Source organism: Phenylobacterium montanum (assembly GCF_018135625.1).
In the GTDB taxonomy this organism is placed as follows: Bacteria; Pseudomonadota; Alphaproteobacteria; order Caulobacterales; family Caulobacteraceae; genus Poindextera; species Poindextera montana.
Map to the genome: position 1 here is coordinate 3,153,646 of NZ_CP073078.1, position 13,366 is coordinate 3,167,011.

Sequence of the window (13,366 nt, forward strand, 5' to 3'; positions counted from 1 at the left end):
GGAGGCCTTACGCCCCGCTGGCCAGGGCCTCGGCGTACTGGCCGCCCTTGCGGTAGCGGAACAGGTAGGCGGGGATCACCACCTCGACCGCGGTCGGGCTGATCCCCAGGTCGCCGAGGCCCAGGGCGCCCTTGGCCACCACATTGTCGACCTTCAGCAGTTCGACCTGGTCGGCGGTCAGCGGCGGCGGGAAGGGCGAGACGGCGGCCACGGCGTCGCCGACCGTCCCGATCAGCTTGGCCAGCGGGAAGGGAATCGGCGCCAGGAACGGATGGCGGCCGATCACCTGCAGCATCAGCTGCATCAGCGCCTTGAAGCTGTAGGTGGCGGGGCCGCCTAGCTCATAGGTTTTGCCCGCGGTCGACGGGTCAGCGACGCAGGCGGCGACCGCCGAGGCCACATCGCCCACGAACACCGGCTGGAACAGGGTCTCGCCGCCGCCGATCAGCGGCAGCACCGGCGACAGGGCGGCCATCTGGCCGAAGCGGTTAAAGAAGTGGTCGCCCGGGCCGAACACGATCGAGGGGCGCAGGATCACCGCCCCTGGGAAGGCCTTGCGCGCCTCGGCCTCGCCCAGCGCCTTGGTGCGGGCATATTTGGCCGGGCTCGACGCATCGGCGCCGATGGCCGAGACCTGCACCAGGCTGGCCACCCCCGCCGCGGCGGCGGCCTCGGCGATGTTGTGCGCGCCCATGGCGTGCAGGCTCTGGAACTTCTGCCGGCCGGCCTCGTACAGGACGCCCACGAGGTTGACGCAAGCCTGGGCGCCCTCGAGGGCGCGCGCCACCGACGCCGGGGCGCGGACATTGGCCTGCACCACCTCGATCTGGCCGACGTCGCCCAGCATGCGCATCTTGTAGGCCAGGCCCGGCCGGCGCACGGCCACCCGCACGCGATAGCCGCGCTTGGCCAGGGCGCGAACCACCTGCGCGCCGATGAAGCCCGAGCCGCCGAAAACCGTCACCAGTCCTTGCATTCGTCCCGCCTCGAAAGTCGCGGCCTGAGCCGTCCGGCAGGGGATAGCGGAGCGGCCCGCCGCACGCAATGCACGGTGTTCGGCCGCATTTGACGAAATGTCGCCGACTTGGCCATTGACTGTCGATTTCTCCCCGTCTATCCGTCGCGCCCTTCGATCGGTCTTGCGATCGGGCCCAGGTGGCGGAATTGGTAGACGCGCTGGCTTCAGGTGCCAGTGGCTTAACGGCCGTGGAGGTTCGAGTCCTCTCCTGGGCACCACCCCTTCTCAAGGGGTTGATGCTGTTGGTTTTCTTCAGGTTTTAGGCGTCCCTGGGACACAAAACCGGGACACACGGACCTGAGGGACCATGAGAAACACACAGTATCTGCACCAGCGGAATGGTCGCTGGTATTGCCGCATCCGCTGGCCAAAAGAGGTCTGGAGCACGCTCGGCAACGGCTCCTTCAAGAAGGCGCTCGGCACCAGTTCGCGGGAAGAGGCGGTAATTCTCCTCACCGCCGCCCAGCAAGAGTTTCACGCGGCCGTCGCCCAGGCGAAGGGCAAACAACTTGAGGGCAAACCCCGACCCCTGGGCGAAGGCGAGATTACCTTGGTGGTCGCCCGGTGGTTCCGCGACGCGCAGGGCGCGTTCAAGGTGGATGCGCGGCCCAAGCAGTTCGACCCACAAGCCATCGCGCAGCGGCGGGACCATCTGGCCCGAGTTGAGCAGAGGCTGGCGGCCCAGCGCGAACGTCTGGGCCTAGGCGACTACACGACGCTCTACCCCATCGTTGAGGGCGTTCTCGAACGCGCCGGCCTCAATGTTGACCGCGACGACCCGAGCTTCGGGCTCCTCTGCCAGACCCTGATGCGCGCCTGGATCGCCATGGAGGAACGCGCGCTGGCCCACATGCGCGGCGAGTTCGGTTTCAAGCCGGCTGATACGGTCCTCGACGATCTGGCGAGCTATGAGCCCCCGACCGGCGGCGCGAAGATCAGGACCCTCGACGAGTTGATCACCGCCAGCACGGCCGATAGGTCCGACAAGCTGTCGCTTTCGACAAAGCAGGCCCAGAAGCCGGTCTACAAGCTCCTGCGCGACTGCATAGGGTCAAACCGCGACGTGCGCTCGGTAGACCGAGAGGAAGCCCGCAAGTTGCTCGACGTGGTCAAGCAGTTGCCGAAGGGGCTCGGCAACGATCCCGAGCTGTCGAAGCTGCCGATACCGGCCGCCATCGCCACGGCGCAGTCTCTGGGTCGGCCGACGATCTCGGCGAAAACCATGAACGACAGCTACATGGCGCACACGAAGGCGCTGTTCGAATGGGCTAAGGACGAGCAGTGGATCACGTCGAACCCGTTCATCGGCCTCCGCGTGGTCGATGACGTCGCGCCGGAGGACAAGCGGGACCCATTCACCGACGACCAACTGGCCCTGATCTTCAATGGCGCGCCTTGGTCGACGCGAGAGACGGCCCCGAACGACAAGCCGTCGCTCTACTGGGGGCCGCTCATTTGCCTTTATCACGGCCTCCGCATCGGCGAGCCATGCGGGCTGCTTACAAGTGAGGTCGAGGAACGTGACGGCGTCCCGGTGATCAACCTCCGGCCCAACAAGCTTCGGCCACTGAAAAACGGGCCTAGCAAGCGCTACCTGCCGATCCACCCTGAACTGATCCAGCTCGGCTTTCTCGACTACGTCGCCGAGCGCAGGGCCAGCGGCGACGAGCAGTTGTTCCCCGAGGCGCAGGCGAACGCGAAGGGCCACTTCGGCGACCATGTTTCCGACTGGTTCGGCCGGCTGCTCGACAAGCGCGGTCTCACGGACAGCAAGCTGACGCTGCACTCCTTCCGACACACCTTCGAAGACGCCCTTCGCGACGCGGAGATCTTCGGCACACTGGAGGGTGCCGTCCTGTCGGGCCGCAAGCGCGGCAATGACGCTTCAGCCGCCGCATACGGCAACGGCTACAAGATGAAGAAGCTGCTGGGGAAGTTGGAACTGGTGCGCTTCGACACGGTGAGAGTGCCCGGCGGCAAGGACGGCGACGGCGCGCGTGCTGCATAGAGCGCGTGCTGGCGGCCAACGGCCTAAGCCGTAGTTGCTCTCAGCCAGGTTCGCAGGCCATAGTTGTTTTCGATGGCCACGCCAGAGGAAAGAGCACGCCAGCTCATTGACGCCCAGCTACAGGCCGCTGGGTGGGTCATACAGGACCGCGCCGAAATGAACATCGGTGCGGGGCTGGGCGTCGCTGTGCGGGAATACCCGCTCTCGACGGGTCCTTGCGACTACCTGCTCATCGTTGACCGCAAAGCCTGCGGCGTCATTGAGGCGAAGCCCGAGGGCACGACCTTGTCCGGCGTGGCGGAGCAGGCGAAGGGCTACCAGCAGCAGCTTCCCGGCCACCTCGCCAACTGGGGCGATCCCCTGCGCTTCGACTACGAGGCCAGCGGCTCGGAAATCCTGTTCAGCGACCGCGCCGATCCCGAGCAGCGGTCACGCAAGGTCTTCAGCTTCCATCGGCCGGAAACGCTGTTGGAGCGCCTTCTGGACGGCTCGTCGCTGCGTCGGCGGCTGACCCACATGCCCGCCCTGGTGACCGAGGGTCTGCGCGACTGCCAGATCGAAGCCATCACCGGCCTGGAGACCTCGCTCGCCCAGGGCAGGCCCAAGGCGCTCATCCAGATGACCATGGGGGCGGGCAAGACCTTCACCGCCGCCACCACCGCCTATCGCCTGCTGGCCCATGCCAACGCCAAGCGCGTCCTGTTCCTGGTGGATCGCAATAACCTGGGCCGACAGACACTCAAGGAGTTCCAGGCCTATCGTCCGCCGGGCACGGGGCGGCTGTTCACCGAACTCTACAACGTCCAGCGGCTCGGGCTGGCGGGGCTCGACCCGGACGCCAAGGTCGTCATCTCCACCATCCAGCGGGTCTATTCGCAACTGGTTGGCTCCGAGCTGTCGGAGGAGGATGAGGAAGCCAGCGCCTTCGAAGCCGATGACCGCGCGCCGGCCCAAGAGGTTGCCTACAGCCAAAACATGCCGCCCGAGACCTTCGACGTGGTGGTGATCGACGAGTGCCACCGCTCGATCTATGGCCGCTGGCGGCAGGTGCTGGATTACTTCGACGCCTTCCAGATCGGCCTGACCGCCACTCCATCGGTCCACACCCTGGGCTACTTCCAGAAGAACCTGGTGGCCGAGTATCCCTACGAGCGCTCGGTGATCGACGGCGTCAACGTGCCGTTCGAGGTGTTCCGCATCCGCACCGAGATCGGCGAGCGCGGCGGCAAGGTGCCGTCTGGCTTCACCGTGCCCAAACGAGATCGCCACACCCGCCGGCAGCGCTATGAGGAACTGGCCGACGATCTGGTCTATTCGCCGACCGAGCTGGACCGGTCGGTGATCGCGCCGAACCAGATCCGCACGGTGCTGGAGACCTACCGCGACACCCTGCCGACCGAGCTGTTCCCCGGCCGCACCGAGGTCCCCAAGACCCTGATCTTCGCCAAGGATGACCATCACGCCGAGGAGATCGTCCACATCGCCCGCGAGGTTTTCGGCAAGGGCAACGAGTTCGCCAAGAAGATCACCTACCGGGTGACCGGCGTGTCGCCTGAGGAGCTGATCGCCGCCTTCCGCAACCAATACAATCCGCGCATCGCCGTGACGGTCGACATGATCGCCACCGGCACCGATATCAAGCCGGTCGAGGTGCTGATCTTCATGCGCGACGTGAAGTCAGCCCTTTATTTCGAGCAGATGAAGGGGCGGGGCGTCCGCACGATCAACACGGCGGACCTGATCAACGTCACCCCCGACGCAAAGGGCAAGGACCGCTTCATCCTGATCGACGCGGTGGGCGTCAGCGAGAGCGCCAAAACCATCTCGCCGCCCCTGGAGCAGAAGCCGAAGGTCAGCTTCGACAAGTTGCTGGAGCATGTCGCCAGTGGCCGCAATGATCCCGAGGTGGTCTCGTCCCTGGCCGTGCGGCTGGCGGCGCTGGCCAGAAAGCTCGCGTCCCAGGACCAGGATCTCGTCGCCGAGCGGGCAGGCGGGCGGAGCCTGACCGAGATCGCTGCCGGGCTGATGGACAGCATGGACAACGACCGCATCACCGAGGCTGCCGAGCGGGAACACGCGCCGCCCATCAGCGACGCCAAGTTCGACGCCACGGCCAAGCGGCTGCGCGACGAGGCCCTGCGCCCGCTCAGCGACAATCCCGCCCTGCGCAAGCTGCTGGTGGAACTGAAGACCCAGAGCGAGGTCGTGATCGACGTCTTCAGCCCGGACGCGGTGGTCTCCACCGGGTTCGACGAGAAGGCGGCGCGCGAGCTGACACTGAAGTTCGAGGCGTTCCTGGAAGAAAACCAGGACGAGCTGGCCGCCTTGTCGATCCTCTATGGCAAGCCCTACGCCCAGAAGCGGCTGACCTATGAGAGCCTGGAGGACCTGCGAAGGGCGCTCGCTCGGCCGCCCTGGCTGCTGGAGCCAATGGGCGTCTGGTCAGCCTACAAGCGGCTGTCCAAGGGGGCGATCAAAAGCGATCCGGCCAGGGTGCTCACCGACATGGTCGCCCTGGTTCGCTTCGCCCTGCATCAACAGGACACGCTCGCGCCGCTGTCGGTGGACATGGTCGCGAGGTTCAATCTCTGGCTCGGCCGCGAGGCCAAGGCGGGGCGAACCTATACCGCTGAGCAGGCGTCCTGGCTGGAAGCGATCCGTGATCACCTCGCCGCCAACATTGACCTTTCCCTCCGCGACCTTCAGGACCAGCCCACGTTTTCCAGCAAGGGCGGCGTCGTCGCGGCCAGGGCCGCGTTCGGGACGCGGTTGCCTGAGCTGATTGAAGATCTGACCGGCGCGCTGGTGGCTTGAGGGGGTAGTGGGTGGCTAGGGGTAAGCGCGCGGTTCAGGCGTCGGCGGAGCCTGTCGAACCCCTGTGGGACATACCCGTGGGATGGCGATGGGAGCGTTTGGGTGATGTCGCCGAGATCAATCCACGAACCGACTTCACCCACCTCGATGCGGACCAGCCAATCACGTTCCTGCCGATGGCGGCCGTTGCGGAGGAAAGCGGCGCAATCCGGCTAACCGAAACGCGCACGGCGTCTGATGTGTCGAAAGGCTTCACTCGGTTCCAGACCGGCGATGTCCTCTTCGCGAAGATCACGCCGTGCATGGAAAACGGCAAGATCGCGATTGTCCCGGCGGTGCCCGGCGGCGTTGCTGCGGGATCAACCGAGTTCCACGTCATTCGACCTGACGTGCTCCGCCCACACTTTGTCTTTTTCTATCTCGTGCGCCGCGCGCTACGTGAGGACGCCCGCAGGAACATGTCGGGGAGCGCCGGTCAGCTTCGCGTTCCAACTGATTATCTCAGAACGCTACCGATCCCCGTTCCGCCGCTGGAGGTGCAGGATCAGTTAGTGGGTCGCGTTGAAGAGCTGTTCGTCGAGATTGATGACGGCGAAGCGGCTCTGGCAGACGCCCGCGCCGGCGTCGAGACCTACCGAAAAGCGCTCCTGAAGTCGGCCGTCACTGGCGAACTGACCGCCGATTGGCGGCGCGAAAACCCACCAACGGAAACCGGCGGAGACCTCCTCCACCGCATCCTAACTGACCGGCGCGCGACGTGGAGTCGCGATCCACAGCGAAGGGGGAAGGCCTACGTTGAGCCGAAACGCCCCACAATTGATCAACCCCCAGACCTTCCTGAAGGTTGGGCGTGGTTAAGCTTGGCTGAGATTGTGTCGACGCAGGAGCGTTCCTTCCAAAGCGGGCCATTCGGAAGCAGCTTGCTGCACTCCGAGTTCCAGGCCTCCGGGAAGCTGGTTATCGGTATCGACAACGTGCGGGACGGTTTCTTTTCGCTTGGGTCAAACCATCGCATTAGTCCAGAAAAATTTGACCAATTGATCAAGTATAAAGCAAGGCCGAGGGATATTGTTATAACAGTAATGGCGACAATTGGCAGGACCTGCGTCATTCCGGATGATATAGAAGACGCAATAATAACGAAACATCTATATAGAATGTCCCCTTCGACGAACGTGGTACTGCCGATGTTCGTTAACTTGTGCCTGCGCGGGCACCCCGTAACGCTCGCCGAAATATTTGGAAACACCCAAGGCCAAACCCGCCCCGGGCTCAACAAGGAAATCCTTGAAGGCATCCCGATACCAGTGCCGCCGCTCCTCGAACAGGAGATGATCATTAGACGGCACCAATTGTCAGCGCAGGACGCTGACGAGGGAACTGCGATCATTGAAAGCCAATCTGCAGCTACAGCTGCGCTTCGCCAATCCATCCTTTCCGCCGCCTTCCGAGGTGAACTCGTATGAACGAAGCCACCCTCATCTCGAAGGTTTGGAACTATGCCCATGTCCTGCGCGACCAGGGCATCAGCTACGGCGACTATGTCGGCCAGATCAGCTTCCTACTGTTCCTGAAGATGGACGAGGAGCGCACCACGCTCCTGGGTGAGCCTTCGATGATCCCGGCGGAATACCAGTGGTCGACCCTGCGCACGCGCTCAGGAGAGGCGCTGGAAGCCCACTACAAGGCCGCCCTGGTCGCGCTTTCGAAGCGCACCGACATCGTCGGCACCCTGTTCCTGAAGGCCGAGAGCAAGATCAACGACCCGGCCAAGCTGCAGCGGCTGGTCAGCCTGATCGACGGCGAGACCTGGATGGGGATCAACGTCGACACCAAGGGGGCCATCTATGAAGGCCTGCTGGAGCGCAACGCGGGCGAGGTGAAGAGCGGGGCCGGCCAGTATTTCACCCCGCGCGTCCTGATCCACGCCATGGTGGAAGTTGTAGATCCCGAGCCCGGCGAGACCGTGTGCGATCCCGCCTGCGGCACGGGCGGGTTCCTGCTGGCGGCCTATGAGCACATGAAGGCCAAGCCCGCCGCCCAGGACCGGCGTGTCTCCCAGAAGATGCGCGACGGGGCCTTCAAGGGCTATGACATCGTCGCCGAGGTCGTGCGGCTGTGCGCCATGAACCTCTATCTGCATGGTATCGGCGGCGCGGCCTCACCTGTCGAGAACCGCGACGCCCTCCTCTCCGACACGGGGGAGCGCTTTGACCTGGTGCTGGCCAATCCGCCGTTCGGCAAACGCCAGTCGTTCCGCATCGTCAACCAGGAAGGGGACATCGAGACCGAGCGGGAGGACTACGTCCGCGAGGACTTCACCGTCACCACCGGCAACAAGCAGCTCAATTTCCTGCAGCACATCATGACCATCCTGAAGCCCGGCGGGACGGCTGCGGTGGTGCTGCCCGACAATGTGCTGTTCGAGGGCGGCGCGGGCGAGGTGTTGCGTCGGCGGCTGCTGCGCGACTTCAACTTCCACACCCTGCTGCGCCTGCCGACAGGGATTTTCTACAAGCAGGGCGTCAAGGCGAACGCGCTGTTCTTCGAAAAGGTGGCCGGTGGAGAGCGGATCGCCACCCAGGCGCTATGGGTCTACGACCTGCGCACCAATCAGCGCTTTACCCTGCGCGAGCGGCCGCTGACGCGCGCCGACCTCGACGACTTCGTCGCCTGCTACCAGCCCCACCACCGCCGCCACCTGCGCGAGGAGACCGAGCGGTTCCGCCGGTTCGCTTACGAGGAGCTGGACGCCCGCGACAAGCTGAACCTGGATATCTTCTGGCTGAAGGACGACGGCCACATCGACCCCGACAGCCTGCCGCCGCCGGACGAGGTCGCGGCCGAGATCGTGGAGAACTTGGAAACGGCGCTGGAGAAGTTCCGCAAGGTGGCGCTGGAGCTGGCCAAGGTGACCGAGGGCGTTTGATGGCGGACACAATCAGACGACGGCCGAGGCAGAACTTCTTCGAGATGGGCCTCAAGCCGGGTGACAGGGTCGTCCTCGAACAACATCCCGACGAGTTGGTAGTCGTCGAGAACGACCGGCAGCTGCGTTGGCGGGGCCGATTGATCTCCCTAACAGCACTTCGTCAGGCGATTGGCCAGCGGCGCGGGCTGACAACGTACAGCGGGCGGATCACGGCGAACGGGATCGACCTCGATCAGCTCTATGACGAAACATATGGTCCCGCGCGCATTGCGGAGGATCTCCCTGAGGAACTTCGTCCGAAGGGGGCTTGGCTGACCTTTGCTGAGGTCGTCGGCTCGCCTGATAATCTGATGGGAGTCAAGGCTGTCTGGGGGAAATCCAGCGCGCCCGTCATGTGCTTCGGGTCCAGAGGCGACCCGTCGGCCAAAGACACGCTTCATTTTTCGCTCGCCCACAACGTAGCCAAGAAGTCGATCTCCCAGCCTTTCATGGTGACGATAGGTGGAGGCGAACAAGTTACAGCGGACCTCAGAGGCCGAGTGCTGGAGTTGGTCCGGGTCTCTGGCGCGTATGGCGAGACGGCGGCGTTCGTGTCCGATCCGGAGCTTTCTGAGCGACTAGCGCAATGGCCGGTCGCGGTCGTGCTCACAGAGGTTTACGCCATAGAGGACGATCCAGACCTCATTGAAGACCTCGGCTTCCCGGACCGGCGCATTTTGGCGAACGCCTACGATGGCGTGAAGCGCAACGACGCGGACATAGATCGACTGTGGGCGGCGTTGAAGGACAGGAGGCTTGCCCTCCGACACGATGTGCCGGCACTTCCAGGGTTTGCCGATCCGGGAAAGGTCGTCCAAGTCAGCACCTTGTTCCCCAAGGTGAAGGCCACTGAAGGTGAACGTCGTTATAAAGCGGCGCTACAAATTGAACGCAGCGGAGACCTAGCTCGCGAGGCCAAGAGGGCGAACCGCGAGCGCAACGGCGGTGTTCTGGTCTGCGAAGCGTGCGATTTTTCAGACGAGAAAAGCGCTCTATTTGATGCCCACCACGTCGAGCCGCTGGCGCTGGGGGTGCGCGAAACAACCATTTCTCACTTGGCGATCCTGTGCCCGACCTGTCATCGCTGGGCTCACCACAAAGCACTGCATGTGACCGCGCCACTCACCGTGAGCGAGGTACGGGCGGCGCGGTTCCTTGAGCCGACCTCTGCCGCAGGCGACCAGTAGATTTCATGGCAGATGATGCACCCAAGCGCCCGGCGGAGGGCGTAGCCGAGGCCTTTCCGGATCGTCCTCACCTTCGCGACAGCCGCCAGCTGAATTGGTGCCGCATCACGCGGTCTCTAGCGGCCGCCAGGGTGATCGACGGGCTTGTCGCCGAGGTCGACGCCCAGGCCACTCGCCAGCGCGCCCGCAAGGCCGACGATCAGCGGCGATTGGCGGAAACGCTCGCGGCCATGGTCCTGGACCTTTTCGTGGCCGCCGAGAGTCCGCGCAGCCCCTGGCTGGCCTATTCCCGCCGCCGTGAGGACTACAGCACGGCCCTGACGCGCTACATGCGCCCTGAGGTGACCTATACGGCTGCCGTCGAGGTGGCCGACTTCCTGGCCGCCAACGGCTACGCCGAGGCCAAGCTGGGCAGCTACTCAAGGTTCAGCGCGGAGGACTGGACAGGGGGCCGGGGATATCGCTCGCGGCTTCGGGCGACTGAAAAGCTTGTCGACCGCTTCCGCCGCGATGGCGTCACCAGGGCGGACATCGAGGACTCTGACACAACCGAACTCATCCGGCTGAAGGGTGCGCCTGAAGGCAACCGAGGCCGAAAGCCGCTGATCCCCTACGAGGACACCAGCGAAACCCGCCGGATGCGCGATGGCCTGCGCGCCTGGGCCAAGCTGGTGAACCAGTTCGAGATCAAGGCGGCCGACTTCGATCCTATGGCCCCTGCAGAAGACGATGACCTGGATAACGAAGAGGCCGGTGAGTACGTCGATCCGACGGAGGCTGCGCTCTATCGGGTCTTCAATGACGGCGAATGGAGCCGAGGCGGCCGGTTTTACGGGGGCTGGTGGCAATCAATGCCCAAGCTCGCGCGCGCGACCATCACCATCGACGGTGAGGCCACGGTCGAGCTGGACTTCAAGTCCTTCCATCCCAGGATGCTCTACCATCTCTGTTCTCGGCCGCTCGATCCTGACAACGACCCCTATCGCCTCGGCGGTCTCTGGCGTGACGTCGACCGTGACGTCGTCAAGGTCGCCTTCAATCAACTGCTCGCCATCAACGGCGACGGCCGGCCGAAGAAGCCCGCGAAGGCCAAGCTGCCGCCAGGGGTCAGCTACAAGTCGCTCGTCGAGGGGCTGGAGACACGCCATCTGGCCATAGCGGGATGGCTCCGTCAGGGCCTCGCGGTTCGGCTGCAGAACATCGACAGCATGATCGCCGAGGCCGTGCTGGAAAGGTTCACCCGGTCCCTGCGACGCCCTGTTTTGCCGGTCCATGACTCGTTTATCGTCGCCTCCCGCGATGAGTTCGACCTGGGCTATGCCATGAGCGTGGCTTATCGCGCGGTGCTCACGAAGCTGACAGGGATCGACGCCTACCCCGTCATTGCCGGGTGGACATCGCCCGAGGTCGAACGCGCGGTACAGGCGGCCCTGGCTGACGACGACGACCTCTGAGGGGTCACTGCTCCCTATCCTCACAGGCCATATCCATGGGGATATAGGACCATAGGAGGAGGGACCTGGTGGCCCACTTGCTGTGCATACTGGGCTTCATAAGAAGGGTTCAGCGCAGAGCCATCAGCGCGTCGTTCAACTCGGCCCGTTCCTCGTCCCTGAGCCGGCGCTCTTCCTCCTCCAGCCGAGCCAGTCGGTGGCCGAGGACGCCGAGGGTTTCGCGTAGCCAGTCGCTCATCACGGTGGCGGCCCTGGGCGGCAGCTCGTGATAGGTGCGCCGGGTTCTGCCCGTCTTGGGATCGATGTAGCTGGTGGAGTTCGCAGCGGCGAGCCCGCGCACCCGCCGGACAAGCTGGACGTCGAAGGCGCGGTCCGACTTGAACCTGTGCGGCTCCGCCGTCAGCATCATGAACATCGCGGAAACGGCCACGACCACGCGCCGGGGATCGACCTCGCCGGCCAGCGTTACGATTTCCCTGGCCGCCTGGACGTTCTGGCGCGGGCTTGCGAAGCCGCCCTCGTAGTTGGCGATCCGACTCCGAGCATCGCGCACGAGCGCCGCCCATCGCGCGTCCATCTTCTCCCAGACCGGGCTGTCTGCGTTCTGGACGATCCGCCGCTCGACCATATCGACGTAGGGCTTCAGGTCGGCCTTGGTGATGCCCCGCTGGTTGGCGTCGCCGTTCCGCCGCATCCGGGAACGATGGTGATTGCAGTGACGGGAATAGGTCGAACTGGTTGGCCGGCCACATCCGGCGACTTGGCAAGTCTGCATCAACACCAATCCTGACGGTCGTCATTTTCGCACCCGTGGGTGCGCGGACGAGCGCGAGAAACAACAGGGCGCTGGACATAGCAGGCAGGCACCGGCCGGCAAGGCCCTGGCAGGCAAACAAGCGCGGCCACGTAGCGGCCTTCAGAGCACCCGAGGGGCGCGGGGCGGGCGCGCTGCACCCACCAGCCGGAAAGCCCTGCATTAGCCTGTGGCGAGTCCCCAAGCGCCGTCCCGAGCTATGCCATAGTGGCGGTTTCGCCGATGGCGCGGTAGACGCTGGCCCGGCCGATCCCCAACCGCTTCGCGATCTCGGTAGGGCTGACACCTTCACCATGGAGAGCCCGGACCGCGTCCACCGGCACGCTCGGCTTGCGGCCCTTGTAAACGCCCTCGGCCTTGGCCTTGGCTATCCCTTCGAGCTGACGCTCCTTACGGATGGCGGTTTCGAACTGAGCGAACACGCCCAGCATCTGCAGGAAGGCCGTCCCGGCCGCTGTGGAGGTGTCGATGGGCTGCTCTGTCGCCCGGAGGCTCGCGCCCTTGGCGGTGATCTCCTGGACGATCTTTTCCAGGTCCATCAGCGAGCGCGCCAACCGGTCGATCCGTGTGACCACCAGGGTGTCGCCGGGGCGCAGGAACTCCAACACCGTGGCCAGCTCGGCCCGCCCCTTGGTGGTTGTGCCGCTCTTCCGCTCCGACCTGATCACATCGCACCCGGCGGCGCGCAGCGTCTCCTCCTGGATGGCGCAGTCCTGGTCTGTGGTGCTGACGCGGGCGTAACCGATGGCCGTCATGGCATGTCCTCAAGTGTCCAATAGGGTCTAGAGGTTAGACGGGTAGTGTCCCAGAAATCAGAAGTCAACCCTATTGGGCGGCCAAGACTGTCTCATGACGGTGTTCCGCTGGCGTATACCCTTGTGGACATGCAGCTTGGCGAGGCGCTGGCCCGCACTCCGGCACACCGAGGCGACCGCTCTCTTCGATCCGAGTGCTGGCCCATCTCTACGGTCAAATTGTTGGCTCGACCCCCTATGGGGGGAGCGTCGAAAACAGCACAGTGCGCCAGGCGCTTCGCGCGGCTGACCCCAAAAACGATCAGTCCATTGACGATGTCGTTAACTGACGAGCGCCGCGTTCAG

The 13,366-nt window shown here is 64.5% G+C and carries 9 protein-coding genes and 1 tRNA gene; 7 read left to right on the top strand and 3 right to left on the bottom strand.

Translation table 11 applies throughout. The features are described from left to right. Positions 1-7 precede the first annotated feature (7 nt). Entirely contained in the window at positions 8-976 is a 969-nt protein-coding gene (locus KCG34_RS14105; RefSeq protein WP_211936284.1) for a complex I NDUFA9 subunit family protein, read from the bottom strand. 173 nt (positions 977-1,149) lie between these two features. Between KCG34_RS14105 and KCG34_RS14110 the strand changes: the two genes are divergently transcribed. The 7 genes from KCG34_RS14110 to KCG34_RS14140 all read left to right on the top strand — a co-directional run bounded on the left by KCG34_RS14110 (position 1,150) and on the right by KCG34_RS14140 (position 11,452). Further along, positions 1,150-1,236: transfer RNA gene (locus tag KCG34_RS14110), tRNA-Leu, on the top strand. Positions 1,237-1,325: 89 nt separating this feature from the next. Continuing rightward, entirely contained in the window at positions 1,326-3,026 is a 1,701-nt protein-coding gene (locus KCG34_RS14115) for a site-specific integrase (RefSeq protein WP_211936285.1), read from the top strand. A gap of 156 nt (positions 3,027-3,182) precedes the next feature. Then, positions 3,183-5,840 carry a type I restriction endonuclease subunit R gene (locus KCG34_RS14120; RefSeq protein WP_211936286.1) on the top strand — a complete coding sequence of 886 codons (2,658 nt, stop codon included), beginning with the start codon at positions 3,183-3,185 and terminating at the stop codon, positions 5,838-5,840. Positions 5,841-5,938: 98 nt separating this feature from the next. After that, on the top strand, positions 5,939-7,306 hold the full coding sequence (locus KCG34_RS14125; protein ID WP_211936287.1) for a restriction endonuclease subunit S: 1,368 nt from the start codon (positions 5,939-5,941) through the stop codon (positions 7,304-7,306). After that, positions 7,303-8,769: a class I SAM-dependent DNA methyltransferase gene (locus KCG34_RS14130; RefSeq protein WP_211936288.1), complete on the top strand. Its 1,467-nt coding sequence runs from the start codon at positions 7,303-7,305 to the stop codon at positions 8,767-8,769. The genes KCG34_RS14125 and KCG34_RS14130 overlap by 4 nt, the downstream gene beginning before the upstream one ends. Next, complete coding sequence (locus KCG34_RS14135) at positions 8,769-9,998, top strand: HNH endonuclease (protein WP_211936289.1); 1,230 nt, start codon at positions 8,769-8,771, stop codon at positions 9,996-9,998. The genes KCG34_RS14130 and KCG34_RS14135 overlap by 1 nt, the downstream gene beginning before the upstream one ends. 131 nt (positions 9,999-10,129) lie before the next feature. Further along, positions 10,130-11,452: a hypothetical protein gene (locus KCG34_RS14140; RefSeq protein ID WP_211936290.1), complete on the top strand. Its 1,323-nt coding sequence runs from the start codon at positions 10,130-10,132 to the stop codon at positions 11,450-11,452. A 109-nt stretch (positions 11,453-11,561) separates the two neighbouring features. On the opposite strand, the gene KCG34_RS14145 is transcribed toward KCG34_RS14140, so the two are convergent. Next, the gene (locus tag KCG34_RS14145; protein WP_211936291.1) at positions 11,562-12,146 is read right to left on the bottom strand and encodes a hypothetical protein; all 585 of its coding nucleotides are present in this window, start codon (positions 12,144-12,146) and stop codon (positions 11,562-11,564) included. Positions 12,147-12,463: 317 nt separating this feature from the next. Beyond that, positions 12,464-13,021: a recombinase family protein gene (locus KCG34_RS14150; protein ID WP_211936292.1), complete on the bottom strand. Its 558-nt coding sequence runs from the start codon at positions 13,019-13,021 to the stop codon at positions 12,464-12,466. Positions 13,022-13,366 lie beyond the last annotated feature (345 nt).